Genomic DNA, 21,568 nt, shown 5'->3' with positions numbered 1-21,568 from the left:
GACAGCTGTCACGTGGTAGGTCGAGGTAGGAAGAACATCGGTGGGCTGGCCGCTCGCCGACGCCGCAATATGTGGGTCGCGGTGCTGGTCGCAACCGTTGTCGCCGTCGTCGTGGCCACGGTGGCTCTGGTGACGGTGCGGCCGTGGACCGAGGAGTTCCGGCACGGGGGTTTGACGATAGCCGCACCCCCGGCCCCCGTGAAGCCCTTTCCCCAGCTGAATCCCGCCTCGGCGAGTGCGCCCGAACCCAGCCGTCAGGGGCTGGCCGCTGCCCTGGCCCGGGTGGCTACCAGTCCGGACCTGGGCAATTTCGCCGGATCGATCTCCGATCCGGACACCCGCGCCACGCTCTGGAGCGCCGATCCGGACAAGCCGATGATCCCGGCGTCCACCCTGAAGGTCATGACCACGGCGGCGGCGCTGCTGGTGTTGCCGCCGGACCATCGGCTCACCACGCGGGTGGTGGCCGGTTCGGCGCCCGGTGAGGTCGTGCTGGTCGGCGCCGGTGATCCGACCCTGACCGCGCAGGCCGACGGCAAGGGCTACTACCCGAACGGGCCGAAGTTGTCGGATCTGGTGGCTCAGATCCGGGCCGCCGGGCATCCGGTCGACACGGTCGTGGTCGACACCTCGCTGTATTCGGGTCCGACCTCACCGGCCGGCTGGGACCCGGCCGATATCGCGGGCGGTTCGTGGGCGCCGATCGAACCGGTGATGATCGACGGCGGCCGCCTCGACCCGCTGGTCGAATATTCGCCACGTTCGGCCACGCCCGCCCTGGACGCCGGTCGCCGGCTGGCGCTGGAACTGGGCGCCGACCCGGCGAAGGTGCGGCTTGGCAAGGCCGCGCCCGGCGCCGCCGAATTGGCCCACGTGGACTCCGCGGAACTGCGGGACCGCTTGCGGGACATGATGATTCACTCCGACGATGTGCTCGCCGAGACGATCGGCCGGGAGATCGCGGCGGCGACCGGTGGCGAGCAGTCGTTCGCCGGTGCCGCCTCCGCCACCCTGACGGCGTTGAAGGCGGCGGGTTTCGACACCGCGGGCGTCACCCAGATCGACAACAGCGGACTGTCCACCGACGACCGGGTTCCGGCGCGACTGCTCGACCGGATCATCGCCGAATCGGCCGCGTCCGCGCAGCCGGGCGGTGCGGATCCGGGCGGCACCACACCGCCCGCGGTCGTGAACACCGGCGACGCCGCCGCGGTCGCCTCACCGCTGGCGCCGCTGCTGGACTATCTGCCGGTCGCCGGTGGCACCGGATCGCTGGCGGTGCGGTTCGTCGACGGCGGCCCCGAACGCGCCGGCGCGGGCTGGGTGCGCGCCAAGACCGGAACTCTGTCGGTGTCGAGCGCGTTGGCTGGATATGTGTTGGATCGCGACGGCCGCGTCATGACCTTCGCGCTGATGTCGAACGACCGGCCCCCCGAGGCCAGCCGCCCGGCATTGGACGCCGTCGCCACCACGCTTCGCAACTGTGGATGCTCCTGACGGGTGGAAATGCGATGACCGGATCCGGTGACCCCGCCGATGGCCGTACCGCCGACGATGCCGTGGTCGCCGGTCGCGAAGCCACGGACGTGGCGAAGAACGCGTCCGCGAAACGCTCGGTGCTGGCCGGCTCGGTCGATTGGCGGCTGGCCGCACGGGCTGGTAGCGCCGTCGTGCCGTCCGGTCCGCGCACCACGCGGTATTCCGCCGAACAGGTCGTCGAGGAACTGTCCGAGGCGTCCGTGCGGGCCGAGGGCCCGGTGCGCGAGGTGAGTCTGCTCCTCGACGACCAGCCCGTCCCACAGGCGACGATCGTCGATCGCCGCGGCTGGATCCGCGCGGCCGCCGAATCCATGTCCGAACTCACCGGATCCGCCGGCGACGACCGCGGCCGCTTCGCCGGGAAACCGGCCGGCGTCCAGGCCGGAGCGATGCTGGCCTTCCTGTCCACCGCGATCCTCGGCCAATACGATCCGTTCAGCGGGCCGGACGGCACCTTGCTGCTGGTCGCGCCCAACATCATGGCCGTGGAGCGCGCACTCGGCGTCTCGCCCAGCGATTTCCGGCTGTGGGTGTGCCTGCACGAGGTGACGCACCGGGTGCAGTTCTCCTCCGCGCCCTGGCTGGCCGACTATATGAAGCAGAACGTCGACACCCTCGGCGCCGTCGGCGACGAATCGGTGAACGAGGTACTCGCGCGGCTGCTGGAGGAAATGCGTCGCCGCCGCGACAACGGGGTGAGCGACGATCCCGCCGACCGCGGCATCCTCGGCCTGCTGCGCGCCACCCAGCCGCCGCCGCAGCGCGACGCGCTGGACCGGTTGCTGATGCTCGGCACGCTGCTGGAGGGCCATGCCGACCATGTGATGGACGCCGTCGGCCCGGCCGTGATCCCCACCGTCGCGCAGATCCGCGAGGCCTTCGATCAGCGTCGCCGCCGCCCGGCCAATCCGATCCAGCGGCTGTTGCGCGCACTGCTCGGGGTCGACGCGAAGGTCGCGCAGTACGTGCGCGGCAAGGCGTTCGTCGACGAGGTCGTCGGCAAGGTCGGCATGCAGCGGTTCAACACCGTGTGGACCGACGCCGACACCCTGCCCCGGCCCGACGAGATCAGCACCCCGCAACGATGGATCGACCGAGTCCTGGGGTGACGCCGGCGGGCGCCGCCGGGGTCGCGCGCGCCCGGCTCCCGGAGACGGAGGCGGTGCTGCGGATGCGGCACGCCGTGCGCGAGTGGTTGCTGCGGTATCGGCCGGAGGGCGCGGTGGCCGTCGCCCTGTCCGGTGGGGCGGATTCGCTGGCCCTCACGGCGGCGGCGCTCGCCGAGGCCGACCAGGTCGACGCGTTGATCATCGATCATGGATTGCAAAAAGGCTCGGCGGTGGTCGCGGCGGAGGCCGCGGAGATCGCCCGGCGGCTGGGCTGCCGGGCGGTGCGGATGCGCCGGGTGTCGGTGACCGGGCCGGGTGGGCCGGAGGCGGCGGCGCGGCAGGCGCGCTACGCGGCATTGGACGAGCTGCGCGACGGCCTGCCGGTGCTGGTCGGGCACACCCTCGACGATCAGGCCGAAACCGTGCTGCTCGGATTGGCGCGTGGTTCGGGCCAGCGCTCGATCCAGGGCATGGCCGGCTACGACGAGCCCTGGGGCAGGCCGCTGCTGGGCGTGCGGCGCGCGGTCACTCGGGAGATGTGCCGGGATCTGGGTCTCGACCCGCACGAGGATCCGCACAACGCCGCCCCGGAATTCGCCCGCGTCCGGTTGCGCACCGAGGTGCTGCCGCTGCTGGAGGAGGTCCTCGGCGGGGGTGTGGCACCGGCCCTGGCTCGTACGGCCGCGCAACTGCGCGAGGACGGCGAGGCGCTCGATGCGATTGCCGATCGATTGCTGATCGATGCGCGTGATGGTTCGTCGCTGTCGGTCGAGACACTCGCCACGGTTCCGCCCGCGATCCGTCGGCGTGTCATCCGGGCCTGGCTCCTCGATGGCGGCGCAAAGGCCTTGACGGACAAGCATTTACGCGCGGTGGAGTCCTTGATCACCGATTGGCACGGGCAGGGCGGCGTCGCGGTCGGCGGGGGAATGCCGGGGATCAGGTTGGTTGCCAGGCGCGAACGTGGCAGGCTGACGTTGGCGTTCGCACGATAACGACCCGAAGGGAACCCAGCACACGTGTACGGGGACGACATAGCGTCGGTGCTGATCACCGAGGAGCAGATCCGAGCCAAGGTCGACGAGCTGGCCGAACTCATCGCGAAGCGATATCCCCCGGACGCGCCCGAGGGTGATCTGCTGCTGGTCGGCGTGCTCAAGGGGGCGATCTTCTTCATGACCGAGCTGGCGCAGGCGCTGCCGATCCCGACACAGATGGAATTCATGGCCGTCTCGTCCTACGGGTCGTCCACCTCGTCCTCGGGCGTGGTCCGGATTCTGAAGGATCTGGACAAGGACATCGCCGGGCGCAACGTGCTGATCGTCGAGGACATCATCGACTCCGGTCTCACGCTGTCGTGGCTGATGCGCAACCTCTCCAGCCGCAACCCCGCCTCGCTGGAGGTGGTGACGCTGCTGCGCAAGCCCGATGCGCTGCGCACCCACATCGAGGTCGCGCACGTCGGATTCGACATCCCGAACGAATTCGTCGTCGGGTACGGACTGGACTACGCCGAGCGTTACCGCGATCTGCCCTACATCGGCACCCTGAACCCGCGGGTCTACAGCGCCTGAACTGGGCAGATGACCGATTTGGTGACCGAATTCCGCCAGAGTGTGGCGAAAATCACCGTTTGATGATGTTCCCTGCGCAATCGCTATCGATGGAAGTTGCTGACCGGCCGCGATGACGGGCCGTATCGGCGGCGGAGCTCTCCGCGCCGGGCCGAATGTGACATCACCGCTGGTCGACGCCTGCGGTGATGTCGTGTGCTCGGCTTCTCGCGACGGCTATCGCGTTCGCTGAGAATTGACCGATGCGATTGTGCTGGAGTTATGGCGGAGCCCTATGCTGTCGGTAACAAACCGTTTGGCTGTTTATGACCCTCTATTCGGACTCGAAGGTCTAAAGCGGCTGGATTTCCCTGACCGATTCTGATAGCAAGGTGCTATGGACCCGCATTTGCGCGACCTGCGGTACTTCGTCGCCGTCGCTGAGGAACTGCACTTCACCAATGCCGCGCAGCGGCTGCACATCGCTCAACCCACCCTCTCGCGGCAGATCCGCCAGCTCGAGCGTCAGCTCGACGTGGTCCTGTTCGATCGCAACCAGCGCAGCGTCGCGCTGACCGTCGCCGGTAAAGAACTGCTCGAGGGCGCCCGTCGCATCCTGGAGCTCTGGGAGGTCACCAACGTGGCCCTCCAGGAAGCCGGTGAGGTGTTGCGGGTCGGTATCCAGAGCTCGATCGGACGCGGTCTGATCGCCGAACTGGAAAGCGCCAGCGGACATCGGCTGGCCCTGCATTCGGCATCGTGGACCGATCCCTCCAGTGGCCTCGCGGGCCGGCAAGCCGATCTGGCGTTGATGTGGTTGCCGGTGCCCGATTCCGGGCGCTACCGCTGGCAGGTGCTGCGCACCGAGGCGAGGTGGGTGCTGCTCCCCGAGAACCACCGGCTGGCCGATCATGAGGCCATCGAATTCGCCGATCTGATCGACGAGCCGTTCATCGCGATGCCCGCCGAAGCCGGTGCGGCGCGCGACTTCTGGCTCGGCGGCGACGCCCGCGGCGGGCGGCAGGCCAAGATCGGCGGCGAGGCCGCCACCGCCGAGGAACGGCTCGAGGCCGTCAGCCTCGGACTCGGCGTCTGCCTGCTGGCCGAGAACAACGTGCCGATGTATCGGTGGCCCGGGCTCACCGCCCGCCCGGTCGCCGGCCTCGCACCGTGTGAACTCGCCATGGTGTGGCGCGCGGACGACGACCGGCCGACCATTCTCGATTTCGCCAATCGCGTTGTCGCCGGAGGGTTTTCCGTCGTCGAAGACGACCGATGAGCGCCGTCGAAGACGAGGGGCAGGGCTCAGGCGGTGCGCTGCCAGGGCTGAGCGGTCTCCAACTGGGCGGCCAGGCGTAGCAGCGTCGATTCGCTGCCGGGCGGCCCGGCCAGCTGCGCGGCCACCGGCGTCCCGGTGCGCGGGTGCAGCCCCATCGGGACGCTCACCGCGGGCCAGCCGACCAGATTCCACAGCGGCGTGAACGGCGAGAAGCGAACGTTGGCAACGACATTGGCCAGCCAGCCCCGGGCGTGCCAATTGCGCGCCGCGGGGGCGGGCGCGGCCAGCGTCGGGGTGATCACCACATCGTGCTGCTCGAAGAAGTCGAGCAGCCGCGCCTCGATCCGGTCGACCTGATTCGGCCGGACCAGACCGGCCTTCAGCACCGCCCGGCCCAGCGCGATATGCACGCGGTTACGGCGTTGCAGCAGTTCCGGATTGGCGACCGCACCCGCCTCGCGCGCCGCATTGGCCAGCCAGCGCCACGCCAGCGCCGTGGTCGCGCCCTGGTAGGGCAGTGCGGCGGGCACGACGCCGTGACCGGCCTCCGCGGCGAGCCGGGCGGCGGTCTGCGCGGCCGCGGCCCAGTGCTTGTCCACCCGGACCAGCGGGGACGGCGATCCGGGCGCGATCGCGATACGCAGCGGCGTCGGCGGTTCCAGATCGGCCAGGGCGGGCCGGTCGGCCAGCACCGACAGCATGAGTGCCGCGTCGGCGACCGTGGTCGCGAGCACCCCGTTCTCGGTCATCCCGCTCCAGGAGTCGACCCCCACCTGTGCCGGGACCACGCCGCGTCCCGGCTTGATGCCGACGACGCCGCAGCACGCGGCGGGTATGCGCACCGACCCGAGTCCGTCGTTACCGTGGGCCACCGGCACGAGTCCCGCACCGACCGCGGCGCCCGATCCACCCGAGGAGCCACCGGCGCTGTAGCGAATATTCCACGGGGAACGAGCAATTCGCTCGGGCGTGTCGGAGGTGCCCCACAGCGCGCCTTCCGGCATCTCGGTCAGGCCGACCACGACCGCGCCCGCGGCCCGCAACCGCCGCACCACCGGGTGATCCGCGGCGGCGGGGACACCCGAACCCGCGCGCGAACCCGCGTCGGTGATCTCACCGGCGACATCGATGTTGTTCTTCACCGCGACGGGGACGCCGGCCAACGGGAGGATGTCGAGGTCGGCGCGGTCGGCCAGGGCGCGGCTCTCGGCCCGTGCCCGCTCCGCGCGGACGGTGTGGAAGGCGCCCACCCGCGTATCGCCCCCCGCGATGCGATCCAGCGCGGCGTCGACGACCTGCCCGGCCGTGACCAGACCGTCGCGCACCGCGGCGGCGATCGCGACGGCGGTGGTCAACTTCGCGGGTGGTTGCGACGGGTCGTCCGATACGGACCCCGCCTCGGCCTCGGCGGGGGAATGCTGCTGGGGCTCATCAATGTCGGATTCGGGGCCGGAGGCCTGATCCGCCGGTCCCGAGCCGGTGGTTTCGTCTGCGTCCACTGCTACCTCCCGGGTGGCGCGCGAGACGGCGTTCGATATCGCGTCGGCTAGTGCGGTGCCCTCGTTGTGCATATGTCAAAGCCCCCGTCGCGTTGTGGTCGATATGGGCTGTTTCGATGTTGTCGCGCAAGTTATCACTTTCGGCGACGCACACCGTTGATGATCACGGGGCGTGGCGGATGGTGCCGCGAACCGCGACCGCGCCGGTGCCGGACGCACGGAGGCCGCGGCGTCCACCGGACACCGCGGCCGCGCAGCTCGGTTCGTCGTACCGCGCTATTCGGTGCCGTTGCGGACCCGTTCCTCATAGGCCTTGCGGGCGGCCGAATCGACATCGCCGAGGAAGGTCTGCTGCGCGCCCAGGGCACGTCCGATCGCATCGCCCACCGACTCCGGCAGCAGTCCGACCACCTGCGAGATGGCGCCGGCCACCTTCGTCACGCGGACCTTCGACTTCGGCGCCACCAGGAGTTTCGCGATGGCCTCGGCGATCTCCTCCGGCTCGGCCGGGCGCATCAGCTTCGGCGCCGAAACACCCGATCCCAGTTCGGTATTCGTCAGCGTCGGCAACACCGAGGAGAACGACACGCCCGTATCGCGATACTCCTCCCGCAGCGTGTCGGTGAAACCCAGAACCGCGTGCTTGGTGGCGTTGTAGGTCGCCAGACCGGGGATGTGGGTCTCACCGGCGAGGGAGGCGATATTGATGATGTGGCCGCTGCGCCGCGGCAACATCCGGGCCAGCGCCAGTTTCGAGCCCAGGATGACGCCGTAGACGTTGATATCGATGATGCGGCGGGTCAACGCATCCGGTTCGTCGACCACCTTGCCGGTGGGCATGATGCCGGCGTTGTTGATCAGCACATCGACCGGTCCCAGCGCCCGTTCCACCTCGTCGAGGAAACTGCTGAACGACTGCTGGTCGGTGACGTCCACCCGGCCGTAGTGATCGAAATCGTGGTCGGTGCCGGACTGTTTGACGGCCGTCTCGTCCACATCGCCGATGGCGATCTTCGCGCCGAGTTGCTGCAGCCGCGTCGCGGTCGCCAGGCCGATACCGCGGGCGCCGCCCGTGATGACGACGACCTTGCCGCTGATCTTGCCGAAGTCGGTCACTTCTTCCCTCCGACCGTGTCGAGCACGTCCTTGATGCCCAGCCGGCGCATACCGCGCGCACCCGCGGCGCGCATCGCGGCCAGCGCGAAACCGAGTTTTGTGGTGTTGTACGGGAACCACATGAGTTCTTTTTCCTGCGTGGGCAGGATCGGCACGGTGATGGCCTGTTTGCGGCAGTACTTGCGCACGCCGTCGGCGCCGCCCCAGCGCGCGCCCACACCGGACTGCTGCCAGCCGCCCATGGGCAGCGCGAAACTGAACATGTTGGCGAAGACGTCGTTGATGTTCACCGCGCCCGCGTTCAGTTGGCGTGCAACGCGTTCCCCGCGGGCCTTGTCGCCGGTCCACACCGACGCGGACAGGCCGTAGATCGAATCATTGGCCAGCCGAACGGCTTCGGCCTCGTCGGCGACCTTCATCACCGGGATGGTCGGGCCGAAGGTCTCCTCCGTCATACAACTCATCGAGTGGTCGACGTCGGCCAGCACGGTCGGCTGGTAGAAGGTGCCCACACCGGTGGCCTTGCCGCCGGTCACCGCTCGCGCGCCCTTCGCGATCGCATCCTCGACGTGGTCGGAGACGATGGATTTCTGCGCGTCGTTGGCCAGCGCGCCGACATCGTATTTCGGCTCCCGCCCGTCGGCGCCCTGCCGCAGTTCACGCACGTGCGCGGCCAGTTTCTCGACGAAGGTGTCGTAGACCGGAGCCTCGACGTAGACCCGCTCGACCGAGATGCACACCTGCCCGGCGTTGAACAGACCGCCGAAGGCGATGCCGTAGGCCGCGCGGTCGATATCGGCGTCGGCCAGCACGATCGCCGGATCCTTGCCGCCGAGTTCCAGGCTGTAGGGGATGAGCCGCTCCACGCAGGCGGCGGCGATCCGCTTACCGGTCTTGGTCGAACCCGTGAACTGCACGTAGTCGACGTTGTCGACGACCGCCGCACCCGTCTCGCCGGCCCCGGTCACCACGGCCAGCACCGGCGGCGCACCGATTTCTGCCCAGCCGCGCGCCAATTCCAGCGCCGACAGCGGAGTCACCTCGGACGGCTTGAGAACGACCGCCGCACCGGCGGCCAGCGCCGGAATCACGTCGATCACCGGCATCGCCAGCGGGAAGTTCCACGGCGTGATCACGCCGACAACCGGATAGGGCCGGTAGGCGGTGGTCAGCTTCTTGACCCGGGCCAGCGGGCTGTGCGGGGAGGGATGGTCGTCGGCGAGGAACTTGCCGGCGCGCCGGGCGTAATAGCCGGTGAGGTCGACCGAGAAGCTCGGATCGATCAGCGCGTCGACGCGGGCCTTGCCGGTTTCGGACTGCAGCACATCGGCGAGATGATCGGTGTGATCGATGATCCAGTCCTGCAGCTTCAGCAGCCATTCCTTGCGGCCCTCCGGCCCGATGGCCTCCCATTCGGGCTGGTAGAGCCGCAATTCGCGGACCTTGGCGGCAACCGCGTCGGCCGATTCGGCGGGGACGGTGCCCACCAGCTCGCCGGTCGCCGGATTGCGCACCTCGATGTCGGTGACCACCGCGGTCGCCGCGCTCGCCTGTCGCGCGGGTGCCGGATCCTCCTTCACGGTCGCCGCCGGGGCCGATTTCGCCGCCGCCGGTGCGCTCGACTTCGCGGCCGGGGCGGATTTGACCGCCTTCGCGGGCGTCTTCTCGGCCGCGGTCCGGCTCGCGGTCTTACGGGCGGCCGGCTTGTTTGCGCCGGTCGATTTCCCGGCCGTGGATTCGCCGGGTGACGGTTCGGTATTCGGCACGATGCTGTCTCTCCCCACGTGCGCTGCGCTGCGAACGGTTGACATTGTGAATCACTTCACTGATCTATGATCGTGTCACAATGATTCGCGCGCTGCTTGGTCTTTGCGGTCAAGGACTCGGCTGCAATTTGGCACCAGAGCACAAAAATTTCCCAGCCACCGGCGGGCGGCACAACGAGATCGGGTGAACGAGGGGGATCGGTGATGGCGACAGCCCCGTCCGATGTGGCGGTCCGGCAGTGGATGGCCGATTTCGTCGCCGAGACATTGCGCGGCGAGACCCTCGAACAGATGGTGGCCCGGCTCGACGCGCAGATCATCGGCCGCGTGCGGGAACTGACCGATCGCGATCTGCGGCGCGATCTGGAATCCAGCACCCGGGCGCACGCCCTGGCCGTGCTCAGCGGTCTCACCCAGGACGCGATGGAGTACGCGGTCCCCGAACAGGCGCACGCCTTCGCCCGCACGCTGGCCCGCCGCGGCTACGACCTGCGGCTGCTGCTGCGCGTCTACCACGCCGGCCAGGAGGCCGCGATCGACTACATGACCGAGGTGATCGACGAGCGACGGCTGCCCGAGCAGTTCGAACGCTCGGCGCTGATCCGGCTGTTCGAACGCTCCACCCGCTGGGTGAACACCTCCGTCGAGGCGCTGACCGACACCTATATGCAGGAGCGGGAGCGCGGCCTGCGCGCGGCGCTCAATCAGCGCACGGAGATCGTGCGGACCTTGCTGTCCGGCGAGGACGTCGACGTGGACTACGCCTCGGCGCGGCTGGGATTCCGCCTCGCGCAACGCCAGGTCGCGATCGTGCTGTGGACCGATTCCGCTGCGCGCGGTGCCGGTGCGCTGCTGGCCGCCGCGGCGGACGGGTTCGCCGGCGCCGGGTTCGGCCTCCCCGGCACGGGCGACGGCCGGCGGGAAGGCGCGGACGCCGTGACCGGGCCGCAGGGCGAGGGCCTCGCCGGGAACAGTGCCGTCGCGGGGGACATCGGCACGGACGAGCGGCTGGCGGCCGGCAGTGATGAACTCGGACGGCTGGAACGAACGGCCACGCGGCTGGCCACCGCGCTCGGCGGGGTCGGCGTCCTCACCGTCCCGGCGGGATCGGCGGCGCTGTGGGCGTGGCTCGCGGCCGATGCCGAGGCGGTCGCCGCGGTCGCCGCCGATATCGTCACCGCGCCGATACGGCTCACGCTGGGTTCGTCCGCGACGGGTGTGGCCGGATTCCGGCAGAGCCATCGCGATGCGATCGCGGCCAGGCAGGTGGCCGAGCGGGCGGCCGTCGATCTCGGCCGGGTGCTGCCGTACGAGCAGGTCGAACCCGCCTATCTGGCCGGCGCGGACGGCGCGGCGATGCGCGCGCTGATCCGGCGGGAACTCGGACCGCTGGCCGCGCCGGACGCGAATTCGGCGCGACTGCGCGAGACTCTGCTCGCCTATCTGCGCTGTCACCGCAGCCCGGAGGGCGCGGCGGCGCGCCTGGGCGTGCACAAGAACACGGTCCGCTACCGCATTCAGCGCATCGAGGAAACGCTCGGGCGTCGCATCGAGGACTGCGGCCTGCGGCTCGAGCTGGCGCTGGAATGCGTCGCGGTCTACGGGGTGTGAGCGCTCAGACGCGGTCGCCGGTCGCGCGCAGCGGCGGTTCCGCGGCCGCGGTCACCGGATGGTCGGGCAGTTCGGCCAGCAGCGTCGTCGTCGCCGCGGCCACCGCGGCCACCGCCTTGTCGAAGGCCGGTTTCGTGACGTACGACAGACCGGTCAGGCCACCTACCTTCCGCACGTATTCCTGTGCGGCAGCGAAGATTTCCTGGTCGGTGGCGCGGGGTTCGAGCCCGCGCAGCACGGTGATGTTGCTACCCATGGCGCCGAGAGTAGCCCTAGGCAGGGGCTTACGGCGCCCGATGAAACGGCAAATGTGAAAAATGTGTGTATCGGACTGTGGCGGCATGTCCAGAAGCGCCGGAATTCGGCCTTCCGGGTCACAGTCGACACGGCATCGGGAGATAACCGAACCCCCGGATGGCCGATGCGACACAATCGGAACCATGGCTGCCCGCGACATGCCGACCCTGACCACATTCCCCTATCCGGAACTGGACGAGCGCGAGGAGGACCACTGGTCCGGCGCTCAGGTTTCCGACGACGAATTGCGCGCGCTGTCCCTGGGGGCGTTCTACTCCGCCCGCTGGGACGCCTTCCACGATGCCCTGCTGCTCGGACCCGAACGAGAACATCCGCTCGGCGACCGCCGCGAACTGGCCATCGACACCCTGACCGGGGCCTGGGGCATCACCGACGGGACCGAGGCGATGGCGTCGATGGAACAGCTGCTCGACGGGATGCACGCACCGCTGTACGCGCTGGTCCATCCGCTGGTGAACGCGGCCCTCAATTCGCCCGAACGGGACCGCTTCGGTGAGCGCGCCGATCGGCATCGCGCCTTCCTGCGGCAGGTCGGGGCGTTTCGGGGGATGGACAATCCGGAGGCCCTGGTCCGCGATTACGACATCTGGTCCCAGGCGATCAAACTCGATCTGACCGGCCATCTGGTGCAGCCGCTGCCCGCCGATATCCAGGCCTGGGATCTCGCCCGGGTGGTCGCGGTGGCGCGGATGGCCTTCACCGCCGGCTACCTCGAGGCCGATACGGCCTGGGATTACGTGATGCGCGCACTGCCGCCGGCGCAGAAGCGTTACCGCAATTGGCGGCAGTTCGGCGACGCCTATCTCACCGGCTGGACCTACTGGCAGGCCTGTGAGGACATGGCCGTGCTCAAGTCCGGCGGCACCGATCGCCGCCTCGAACTGGTCCGACTATGGATGCGGCCGACCAGTCCGTGGCGGCGCATCGCACTCCTGGGCGAGTAGCGCCTCAGTCGGGGAGCGAGCGCAGGATCCCGCGGCCGTAACGCTGGAACTGCGCATCGTCGACCATCGCCAGTGAATGCCGCTCGACCAGCAGTTCCCACTCCGAATACAGCTGTGCCACGCCCGGATCCGGCGGCGCCACGGCGCCGTCGGCGGATTCGCGCTGAATCGCGAAGTTCACCGCGCCGACGATCCGATCGGTATCGGCCCGGTCGGTCCCCTGAAAACTCAGCGTCGTATTGCCGTCGGTGAGGTCGATGCCGTAATCGCCACCCGGTTCGTCGCCCGAACCCTTACCGACCTCGGCCGAGATCAGCGCCGAGACCGGCATCTCATGCGCATAGCGCGGGGTGGAACCGATCGAGAGCAGCAGCACCCGCCCGGTGGTGACGGCCAGCAACCCGCGCCCACGTCCGGCCGGCGGGACCGCGGTGACCATCGCCGTCTCCAGCATGAACTCGTCCGGCGTGACCATCGTGTGCAGTGCTCCGGCGGCCGAGCGGGTCTCCCGCCGCGGCGCCATCCGCCGGATCGCGCGGTCGACGTCGGCCCGGGTCGGTCCGGTCTTACCCCAGACCGGTGCGGGAGGCACCAGATCGGGTGCCGACATATCGATGCGCTGGGTGCCCAGGATCTGGGAGTTGATCCGTTCCACGATCACGGTCGCGGCCGGCACGTCGTGTTCGGCGATCAGCACCGGGAGCGGGGTGCGGTCGGCCGGGACGCCGGTGAGGACCGGACTCGGATAACGCAGGTAGATCTCGATCACGACGGCGTCGTCGGCGCGCCGGTTCAGCCGGACCTTCAGCAGGTCCGACACCGGAACGTCGAGCACCCGCTCGCCATCGGTGCCCGGCCGCAGAACCTGGAGTCGCCCGCCGCCGTGGCGCAGTATCGCTGTGGGTGTCCGTAGCTCGACTATGTCCATACCCCCTGCGTTCGTCCTGTGTTGTCGCTCACAATAGGTGGTGCGTGCCATGATTGGGACCACTTGGACGGACACCGCGAGGTGATCGCCCGATAGGTCGGGAACCACCAGCGTTCTCCGACCGTTTACCTGTTGAACTGCATCAGCTGCCGAACTGCGCGATGTATCGAGTAGACCGTACGCGGTAACGTGGCTTGTCCGCATCCGTTCTGCCCGACCCGGTCGGTGCCGGTATGGATACGGCCCCGCCCGACGCATAGTAGGCACACACCGGAAACACCGGAAAGGACTGGCCGCCCGGCCGACGCTCTATGAACCGCAAGACAGTGTTTCGCAACCTGGCCATAGTCGCGGGCATCCTGCTCGTGATCTATCTGGTCAGCTACTTCAGCAACGACACGCGCGGCTGGAAGAACGTCGATACCTCGGTGGCGCTCACCCAGCTTGCCGACAAGCAGAACGTCAAGCAGGTCCAGATCGATGACAAATCGCAGCAGCTGCGCATCACGCTGAAAAACGGCAACGACGCCACCGGCGGCCAGACCCAGATCATGGCCAAGTACCCGGGCGGCAGCGAGGTCTCGGCGCAGATCCTGCGGGATGTGCAGGCCTCGGGGGCGCCGTACAACACCGAGGTCAAGCAGGACTCCTGGTTCACCCAGGTACTGCTGTTCGTGCTGCCGATGGTGATTCTGCTGGGCCTGTTCGTCTTCGTGATGGCCCGCATGCAGGGCGGTGGCCGCGGCGGCATGATGGGCTTCGGTAAATCCAAGGCCAAACAGCTGTCGAAGGATATGCCGAAGACCACATTCGCCGATGTGGCCGGCGCCGACGAGGCCGTCGAAGAGCTGTACGAGATCAAGGACTTCCTGCAGAATCCGGCTCGCTACCAGGCGCTGGGCGCCAAGATTCCCAAGGGCGTGCTGCTCTACGGCCCGCCCGGAACCGGTAAGACGCTGCTGGCCCGCGCGGTCGCGGGTGAGGCCGGGGTGCCGTTCTTCACCATCTCCGGTTCCGACTTCGTCGAGATGTTCGTCGGTGTCGGCGCCTCGCGCGTGCGTGACCTGTTCGACCAGGCCAAGCAGAACAGCCCCTGCATCATCTTCGTCGACGAGATCGACGCGGTCGGCCGCCAGCGCGGCGCCGGCCTCGGCGGTGGTCACGACGAGCGCGAGCAGACGCTGAACCAGTTGCTGGTCGAGATGGACGGTTTCGGCGACCGCACCGGTGTCATCATCATCGCGGCCACCAACCGGCCCGACATCTTGGACCCGGCGCTGCTGCGTCCGGGCCGCTTCGACCGCCAGATCCCGGTCGGCAATCCGGACCTCGCCGGCCGGCGCGCGATTCTGCGGGTGCATTCGCAGGGCAAGCCGATCGCGCCCGATGCCGATCTGGACGGCCTCGCCAAACGCACCGTCGGCATGTCGGGTGCGGATCTGGCCAACGTGATCAACGAGGCGGCGCTGCTGACCGCGCGTGAGCACGGCAACGTCATCACCGGACCGGCCCTGGAGGAATCGGTCGACCGGGTGATCGGCGGTCCGCGTCGCAAGAGCCGGATCATCAGCGAACACGAGAAGAAGATCACCGCCTACCACGAGGGTGGTCACACCCTGGCGGCGTGGGCGATGCCCGATATCGAGCCCGTCTACAAGGTCACCATCCTGGCCCGCGGTCGCACCGGCGGCCACGCCATGACCGTGCCCGAGGACGACAAGGGCCTGATGACCCGGTCGGAGATGATCGCCCGCCTGGTGATGGCGATGGGTGGCCGCGCCGCCGAGGAACTGGTCTTCCACGAGCCGACCACCGGCGCCTCGTCCGATATCGACCAGGCGACCAAGATCGCGCGTGCGATGGTCACCGAATACGGCATGAGTGCCCGCTTGGGCGCGGTGCGCTACGGGCAGGAACAGGGCGACCCGTTCCTGGGCCGCACGATGGGCACCGGCTCGGACTACTCGCACGAGGTGGCCCGCGAGATCGACGAGGAGGTGCGTAACCTCATCGAGGCCGCGCACACCGAGGCCTGGGCGATCCTCAACGACTATCGCGACGAACTCGACGCGCTGGCCACCGCGCTGCTGGAGCGCGAGACCCTGCACCGCAAGGATCTCGAACAGGTCCTCGCCACCGTCGACAAGCGTCCGCGCATCACCGCCTTCAACGATTTCGGTGAACGTGTGCCCTCGGACCGGCCGCCGGTGAAGACCCCGCGCGAGCTCGCCGCCGAACGTGGTGAACCGTGGCCGGAGGAGGCCGAGACCCGCAAGCCGAGCCAGCCCGCTCCGCAGCCGGTGCCTGCCAACGGTTATCCGCAGGAGGGCCATCGCAACCCGGCTCCCGCTCCGGCCCCCGGCTACGGCTATCCGGCCCCACAGCCCGGTAACTACCCGCGGCCCGCGAATGGCCCGGGATATCCGCCGCGGCAGGGTACGCACGGCTCCCGCCCGGATTACGGCGCTCCCGCCGGCTGGTCGGCTCCGGGCTGGCCGCCGCAGGAGGATCCGTCCGCGGGCGGTTCGCCGCAGCAGCAGCCGGAGTACGGCGGTGGCTACGGCGCCGGATCCCAGGGATATGGCGAACCCCAGCGCTACAGCGGTGGTCATCGCCGGCCCGAGTGGTCCGGAGATCAGGAGGGTTCGACGCAGAACGGCACCCAGGATCACGGCGATTGGGACGGACCGAACAGCCACCGCTGACCCGCTGCGATTAGGCTCGACGGTCGAACCGCGCTGTCGGCGCGTTGATTTACGTGATTGTGGAGGTGTCCTCGTATGTCGGCCAACAACAGCGCTCCCGCCGGCTCCGATTCGGCGTCGGGCGCGGGTGCCGCCGTGGTTGCGGAGGCACCGGCTCCGATCGCGCTGGGTACCGGTCGGACCTTCGATCAGAAGCGGGCCGAGGCCGCGGTACGGGAACTACTGGTCGCGGTCGGGGAGGATCCCGACCGCCCCGGGCTGATCGATACCCCGGCCCGGGTGGCGCGCGCCTATCTCGAAATGTTCGCGGGCCTGTACGTGGAACCGGATTCGGTGCTGAACACCACCTTCGACGAAGGCCATCAGGAATTGGTGCTGGTGCGCGACATTCCGATGTATTCGACCTGCGAACACCACCTGGTGTCCTTCCACGGGGTCGCGCACGTCGGGTACATCCCGGGTCCGCAGGGGCGGGTCACCGGTCTGTCCAAACTGGCCCGCCTGGTCGACCTGTACGCCAAGCGGCCGCAGGTTCAGGAGCGGCTGACCAGCCAGATCGCCGACGCGGTGATGCGGAAACTGGATCCGCGCGGCGCCATCGTGGTGGTCGAGGCCGAACACCTGTGCATGGCGATGCGCGGCATCCGCAAGCCGGGCGCCAGCACCACCACCTCCGCGGTGCGTGGCCTGCTGCAGACCAACGCCTCCTCGCGCGCCGAGGCCCTCGACCTGATCCTGCGCAAATGAGCGGTCGCCCATGAGCGCAGTGATCACGCCCCGGGACGGGCGCTCGTGCGTGGTGATGGGCGTGGTGAACGTCACCAGCGACTCCTTCTCCGACGGTGGCCGCTATCTCGATCCGGCCGTCGCGGTCGCCCACGGGGAGCGGTTGTACGCGGCCGGCGCCGACATCATCGACGTGGGTGGCGAATCCACCCGTCCGGGCGCCGTTCGCATCGATCCCGAAACCGAGGCCCAGCGGGTGGTCCCGGTGATTCGCGGCCTGGTGGAGGCCGGCGTGCCGACCAGCGTGGACACCATGCGGGCGAGCGTCGCGGCCGCCGCGATCGACGCCGGAGTGAGCGTCGTCAACGACGTCTCCGGTGGTCGCGCGGATGCCGAGATGGTGAAAGTCGTTGCCGCCGCGGAGATTCCGTGGATTCTGATGCACTGGCGGGCGAATGCCGACCATCGCCACATCGGCCCGGCCGACCATTACGACGACGTCGTGCGCGAAGTGCTGGCCGAACTCTCGGCGCAGGTCGATCTGGCCATGGCGGCCGGCGTGCATCCGAGCCGGCTGGTGCTGGATCCGGGTCTCGGCTTCGCCAAGAACGCCGAGCACAACTGGGCCCTGCTGGGCGCACTGCCGGAACTGACGGCCCAGGGGTTGCCGATTCTGGTCGGTGCCTCCCGCAAGCGTTTCCTGGGTTCGCTGCTGGCCGACGAGTCCGGACCGCGCCCGCCCGACGGGCGCGAGGTCGCCACCGCCACCATCTCGGCCCTGGCCGCCCAGCACGGCGCGTGGGGCGTGCGCGTGCACGATGTGCGGTCGTCGCTCGACGCCATCGCCGTCGCGGATGCCTGGCGGCGGGCCGCCGAATCCCGGCAGCGGCGGGCCGCGTCCGGTTCACACCATCAGGGGAGCGAGTGAGTACCGATCGCATCGAGCTGCGCGGTCTGCGCGCCTACGGTCACCACGGCTGCTTCGATTTCGAGCGCCGCGACGGCCAGGAATTCCTGGTCGACATCACCCTCTGGCTGGATTTCGCGAAGGCGGCCGCGACCGATGAGCTGTCGGCCACCGTCGACTACGGCGAGCTGGCGCAGCGCGCGGTCGCGATCGTCTCCGGCCCGCCGCGCAATCTGATCGAGACCGTGGCCGCGGAGATCGCCGACGATGTGATGCGCGACGAGCGCGTCGTCGCCGCGGAGGTGGTCGTGCACAAGCCCTCGGCGCCGATTCCGCATGCCTTCGCCGATGTCCGCGTGGTGGCCACCAGGCGCCGAGACGTACCGCCGACCCCGGAGGTGGCCGGATGAGCCGTGCGGTGCTGTCGATCGGGTCGAATCTGGGGGATCGGCTCGCCCATCTCCGCAGCGTGGTGGAGGCGCTGACGCCGCAGCTGGTCGCGGTGTCGCCGGTGTACTCGACCGCGCCGTGGGGTGGAGTGCCGCAGGAGGACTACCTCAATGCCGTTGTGGTGGTAGAGGATTCGGAGCTGGGCCCGCGCGATTGGCTCGAACGCGGACAGCAGCTCGAGCAGCTGTCCGGACGTGTTCGCGAGATCCGCTGGGGTGCACGGACTCTGGATGTCGACGTGATCTGGTGCGCCGAGCGTCACCCCGCGGGGCTGCGGCCGGTGACCAGTGCGGATCCGGAACTGACACTGCCGCATCCGCAGGCGCACCACCGCGCATTCGTCCTGGTGCCGTGGGCCGAGATCGAACCCGATGCGACGCTGGAGGTCGACGGCCGGACCCGGCCGATCCGGGACCTGCTGTCCGAGCTCGACCCGGACGAGATCGACGGCGTCCGGCCCACCGACCTGTCGCTGTCCGCGGCGCAACGATGATCGGTGGCTGGTCATGAATGTCATGAGGCCGACCAGGATTCTGGATCTGCTCGCGAACGTCCTGATCGCCGCCGCGGTGGCGTGGGTCGCGACTCGCTGGGCCTATTCGAGCTTTCCGCCGATCACGGTGATCGCGGCCGCCTCGCTGTATCCGGTGGCCGCCGTGGAAGCGGTGCTGGCGTTCGTGATTCGCGCCCGCGTCGGCGATCACCGCATCGGTGACGGACCGAAACAGTTGCATCCGATCACCGCGGCCCGCGCGGTGGCGCTGGCGAAGGCCTCGGCCCAGGTGGGTTCCCTGGCGGCCGGCGTGTGGCTGGGCTTCCTGATCTGGGTGCTGCCGCAGCGGTCGGATATGCGCGCGGCCGCCTCGGACACCCCCGGCGCCATCGTGGGTCTGATCGCCGGTGTGGTGTTGGTCGCCGCCGCGCTGTGGCTGGAGTATTGCTGCCGTGCGCCACATGAGCCACCAGACGAACCAGCTACCTCATAGTTAACACAGTTGAGTCGAGTTCCGGACCGGCTGCGCGCCGAAATCCGCTATTCGAGTTACCCTTGCGGACATGGTTTCACCCTCCCGTAGCAGTGCTTCCCCGCGACAGCGGGACAACGCGGGAAAAATCGTCGTCGGCGTATTAATTCTGCTCGGTCTGATTGCCAGCGTGTTTCTGATTTTCAGCAACAATGTGCAGTTGGTCCGGGTCGGTTTGGTCGCGGCTCTGTGGGCCGCCGCGGTGGCCGCGCTGGCCGCGACCCGCTATCGCCGGGATGCGGCGATCGATCAGGCCAAGGCTCGTGACCTGCAGAAGGTCTACGAGTTGCAGCTCGAACGCGAGATCACCGCCCGGCGCGAATACGAACTCGGCGTCGAATCGCGGGTGCGCCGGGAGGTCGGCGCGGACGCCGCCGAACTGGCCGCGCTGCGGAGCGAGCTGACCGTGTTGCGGGAAAGCCTGCAGCGACTGTTCGACGGCGACCTACTGGTCGACCGACCGGCGCTGCGCGCCGAGGCAGTGCGGGTGCAGGAGCTCACCCACGCCACCGTGGCGAACGGTAGCTCGCAGGAAACCGACACCTGGGACGCGTGGAGTGCACCGGCCGTGCCGCTGCACGTGGTCTCGCCGGTCTTCGATCCCGACCATCCCGAACCCCCGGCCTTCGCCAGTCCGTACGACGATCCGGTGACGGCGGAGACCGCCGTGGTGTCGGTGGAGGCATCGGATGAGGAGGGGGAATCGCCCGTCCGGGCGGCGGAATCCGAATCGTCGAAGGCGGAATCCTCGGTGAAATCCGGCACCGCGTCGGCGGACGACACTTCCGAGTCGGCGAAGGCGGGCTCCGCGGAATCCGGCGACTCGCGTCCGAATTCCTCGGTGCCGCGGCTGGCTCCCGTTCAACCGGCGACGACCATGGGTACCGCCGGTTCCCGCCGCCGTCGCCACGCCGATTCCGACGAGGATCAGCCGGGACGCAAGATCACCGTCGCGGAGATCATGGCGAATCTGCGATCGGAGCAGAACGGTTCGTCGTAATACCCGCTACGGCGGCCATGAAACAGGTTGCATGTAACGCGCAGTATCGGTAACTTTCGCAGGATAAGTATGCGAAGGAGACACCGAAGATGCTGTCCACTGCTGTAAAGAACACGTCGGCCGATCCCGAGTATCACGAGATCCTGCGTGGTCTGTCCGAGGGGTCGGTCCACAAGAACTTCGATCCCTACGTCGACATCGATTGGGACTCACCGGAATTCGCGGTCGATCCGACCGACACCCGCTGGGTCATGCCGGACGAGGACCCGCTGGGCCGCCACCCCTGGTACAAGGCGCAGCCGCTGGAACGCCAGATCGCGATGGGTATGTGGCGGCAGGCCGGCATCGCCAAGGTCGGCCTGGATTTCGAACAGCTGCTGATCCGTGGCCTGATGCAGTACCTGGTGTCGGTGCCCAACGGTGATCCGGAATTCCGTTACGTGACGCACGAGGCGGCCGAAGAGTGCAACCACACGATGATGTTCCAGGAGATGATCAACCGCATCGGCGAGGATGTGGTCGGCATGGGCACCATCGACCGCAAGCTCACCATGATCATCTGGCCGGCCGTGAAGTACTTCCCCGAGCTGTTCTTCACGATGATCCTCGGCGGTGAGGAACCCATCGACCACCTGCAGAAGTCGCTGCTGCGCGCCGGTACCGACCTGCATCCGATGGTGCAGCGGGTGATGCAGATCCACGTGGCCGAAGAGGCCCGCCACATCTCGTTCGCGCACGAATATCTGCGCCGCAACGTGCCCGGCATGAATCCGGCCACGAAGTTCGTGCTGTCGCTGCTCTTCCCGACCGCGATGCGGATCATGCTCGACATGATCATGACTCCGCCCAGGGAGTTCGTGGAGAAGTTCGACATCCCCGCGGAGGTGATGCGCGAGGCCTACTGGGGTAGCGCGGAGTCCCAGGTCACCATGCGCAACATCTTCGGCGACGTTCGAGCCCTGGCCACCACCAGCGGCCTGATGAACCCCGTGGCCAAGGTCGCCTGGCGCCTCCTGGGCATCCACGGCCCCACCTCCCGCTACCGCAGCGAACCCGCCCGCAAGGCCGCGTAGGCGCCGGCTGCCGTCGGCTC

The 21,568-nt window shown here is 68.8% G+C and carries 20 protein-coding genes; 15 read left to right on the top strand and 5 right to left on the bottom strand.

The annotated features are described in order from the left end of the window. Window positions 1-69 precede the first annotated feature (69 nt). The 5 genes from NK1_RS01960 to NK1_RS01940 all read left to right on the top strand — a co-directional run bounded on the left by NK1_RS01960 (window position 70) and on the right by NK1_RS01940 (window position 5,480). The gene (locus NK1_RS01960; RefSeq protein WP_063006876.1) at window positions 70-1,497 is read left to right on the top strand and encodes a D-alanyl-D-alanine carboxypeptidase/D-alanyl-D-alanine-endopeptidase; all 1,428 of its coding nucleotides are present in this window, start codon (window positions 70-72) and stop codon (window positions 1,495-1,497) included. A gap of 14 nt (window positions 1,498-1,511) precedes the next feature. Next, window positions 1,512-2,648: a zinc-dependent metalloprotease gene (locus NK1_RS01955; protein ID WP_084460509.1), complete on the top strand. Its 1,137-nt coding sequence runs from the start codon at window positions 1,512-1,514 to the stop codon at window positions 2,646-2,648. Next, complete coding sequence (tilS, locus tag NK1_RS01950) at window positions 2,624-3,643, top strand: tRNA lysidine(34) synthetase TilS (RefSeq protein WP_063006875.1); 1,020 nt, start codon at window positions 2,624-2,626, stop codon at window positions 3,641-3,643. The genes NK1_RS01955 and tilS overlap by 25 nt, the downstream gene beginning before the upstream one ends. A gap of 24 nt (window positions 3,644-3,667) precedes the next feature. Continuing rightward, on the top strand, window positions 3,668-4,222 hold the full coding sequence (gene hpt / locus NK1_RS01945; protein ID WP_030517362.1) for a hypoxanthine phosphoribosyltransferase: 555 nt from the start codon (window positions 3,668-3,670) through the stop codon (window positions 4,220-4,222). A gap of 376 nt (window positions 4,223-4,598) precedes the next feature. Then, window positions 4,599-5,480 carry a LysR family transcriptional regulator gene (locus tag NK1_RS01940; RefSeq protein WP_036497434.1) on the top strand — a complete coding sequence of 294 codons (882 nt, stop codon included), beginning with the start codon at window positions 4,599-4,601 and terminating at the stop codon, window positions 5,478-5,480. A 26-nt stretch (window positions 5,481-5,506) separates the two neighbouring features. Here NK1_RS01940 and NK1_RS01935 read toward each other — a convergent pair whose 3' ends face one another. The 3 genes from NK1_RS01935 to NK1_RS01925 form a co-directional block, all read right to left on the bottom strand. Continuing rightward, entirely contained in the window at window positions 5,507-6,835 is a 1,329-nt protein-coding gene (locus tag NK1_RS01935; protein ID WP_063007031.1) for an amidase, read from the bottom strand. 420 nt (window positions 6,836-7,255) lie between these two features. Further along, entirely contained in the window at window positions 7,256-8,095 is an 840-nt protein-coding gene (locus NK1_RS01930; protein ID WP_063006874.1) for an SDR family oxidoreductase, read from the bottom strand. Next, on the bottom strand, window positions 8,092-9,675 hold the full coding sequence (locus NK1_RS01925; protein WP_063007030.1) for an aldehyde dehydrogenase family protein: 1,584 nt from the start codon (window positions 9,673-9,675) through the stop codon (window positions 8,092-8,094). Before NK1_RS01925 ends, NK1_RS01930 begins: the two co-directional genes overlap by 4 nt. Window positions 9,676-10,065: 390 nt before the next feature. Between NK1_RS01925 and NK1_RS01920 the strand changes: the two genes are divergently transcribed. Then, window positions 10,066-11,472 (top strand): PucR family transcriptional regulator, encoded by a 1,407-nt coding sequence (locus NK1_RS01920; protein WP_063006873.1) that lies wholly within the window; start codon window positions 10,066-10,068, stop codon window positions 11,470-11,472. A gap of 4 nt (window positions 11,473-11,476) precedes the next feature. On the opposite strand, the gene NK1_RS01915 is transcribed toward NK1_RS01920, so the two are convergent. Further along, window positions 11,477-11,728 carry a DUF2277 domain-containing protein gene (locus tag NK1_RS01915; protein WP_036497439.1) on the bottom strand — a complete coding sequence of 84 codons (252 nt, stop codon included), beginning with the start codon at window positions 11,726-11,728 and terminating at the stop codon, window positions 11,477-11,479. A gap of 184 nt (window positions 11,729-11,912) precedes the next feature. On the opposite strand from NK1_RS01915, the gene NK1_RS01910 reads away from it, so the two are divergent. Then, complete coding sequence (locus NK1_RS01910; RefSeq protein ID WP_245660305.1) at window positions 11,913-12,734, top strand: DUF1266 domain-containing protein; 822 nt, start codon at window positions 11,913-11,915, stop codon at window positions 12,732-12,734. A gap of 4 nt (window positions 12,735-12,738) precedes the next feature. Here NK1_RS01910 and NK1_RS01905 read toward each other — a convergent pair whose 3' ends face one another. Next, the gene (locus tag NK1_RS01905) at window positions 12,739-13,662 is read right to left on the bottom strand and encodes a hypothetical protein (protein WP_063006872.1); all 924 of its coding nucleotides are present in this window, start codon (window positions 13,660-13,662) and stop codon (window positions 12,739-12,741) included. A gap of 311 nt (window positions 13,663-13,973) precedes the next feature. Here NK1_RS01905 and ftsH point away from each other — a divergent pair, with 311 nt between their 5' ends. The 8 genes from ftsH to NK1_RS01865 all read left to right on the top strand — a co-directional run bounded on the left by ftsH (window position 13,974) and on the right by NK1_RS01865 (window position 21,548). Then, complete coding sequence (gene ftsH / locus NK1_RS01900) at window positions 13,974-16,367, top strand: ATP-dependent zinc metalloprotease FtsH (protein ID WP_063006871.1); 2,394 nt, start codon at window positions 13,974-13,976, stop codon at window positions 16,365-16,367. A gap of 75 nt (window positions 16,368-16,442) precedes the next feature. Further along, window positions 16,443-17,114: a GTP cyclohydrolase I FolE gene (folE, locus tag NK1_RS01895; RefSeq protein ID WP_036497445.1), complete on the top strand. Its 672-nt coding sequence runs from the start codon at window positions 16,443-16,445 to the stop codon at window positions 17,112-17,114. Between the two features lie 10 nt (window positions 17,115-17,124). Beyond that, window positions 17,125-18,021, top strand: a complete 897-nt coding sequence (folP, locus tag NK1_RS01890) for a dihydropteroate synthase (RefSeq protein ID WP_063006870.1) — start codon at window positions 17,125-17,127, stop codon at window positions 18,019-18,021. Continuing rightward, complete coding sequence (gene folB, locus NK1_RS01885) at window positions 18,018-18,410, top strand: dihydroneopterin aldolase (RefSeq protein WP_063006869.1); 393 nt, start codon at window positions 18,018-18,020, stop codon at window positions 18,408-18,410. The genes folP and folB overlap by 4 nt, the downstream gene beginning before the upstream one ends. Beyond that, entirely contained in the window at window positions 18,407-18,943 is a 537-nt protein-coding gene (gene folK, locus NK1_RS01880) for a 2-amino-4-hydroxy-6-hydroxymethyldihydropteridine diphosphokinase (RefSeq protein WP_063006868.1), read from the top strand. Before folB ends, folK begins: the two co-directional genes overlap by 4 nt. A gap of 22 nt (window positions 18,944-18,965) precedes the next feature. Beyond that, window positions 18,966-19,436, top strand: a complete 471-nt coding sequence (locus NK1_RS01875; RefSeq protein WP_063007028.1) for a DUF3180 domain-containing protein — start codon at window positions 18,966-18,968, stop codon at window positions 19,434-19,436. 70 nt (window positions 19,437-19,506) lie between these two features. Further along, window positions 19,507-20,475 (top strand): DUF6779 domain-containing protein, encoded by a 969-nt coding sequence (locus NK1_RS01870; protein ID WP_063006867.1) that lies wholly within the window; start codon window positions 19,507-19,509, stop codon window positions 20,473-20,475. Window positions 20,476-20,564: 89 nt separating this feature from the next. Further along, on the top strand, window positions 20,565-21,548 hold the full coding sequence (locus NK1_RS01865; RefSeq protein ID WP_063006866.1) for an AurF N-oxygenase family protein: 984 nt from the start codon (window positions 20,565-20,567) through the stop codon (window positions 21,546-21,548). Window positions 21,549-21,568 lie beyond the last annotated feature (20 nt).

Origin of the sequence: Nocardia kruczakiae NBRC 101016 (assembly GCF_001612965.1) — a bacterium.
In the GTDB taxonomy this organism is placed as follows: Bacteria; Actinomycetota; Actinomycetes; order Mycobacteriales; family Mycobacteriaceae; genus Nocardia; species Nocardia kruczakiae.
This window is presented reverse-complemented; position numbering and strand designations above follow the sequence as displayed.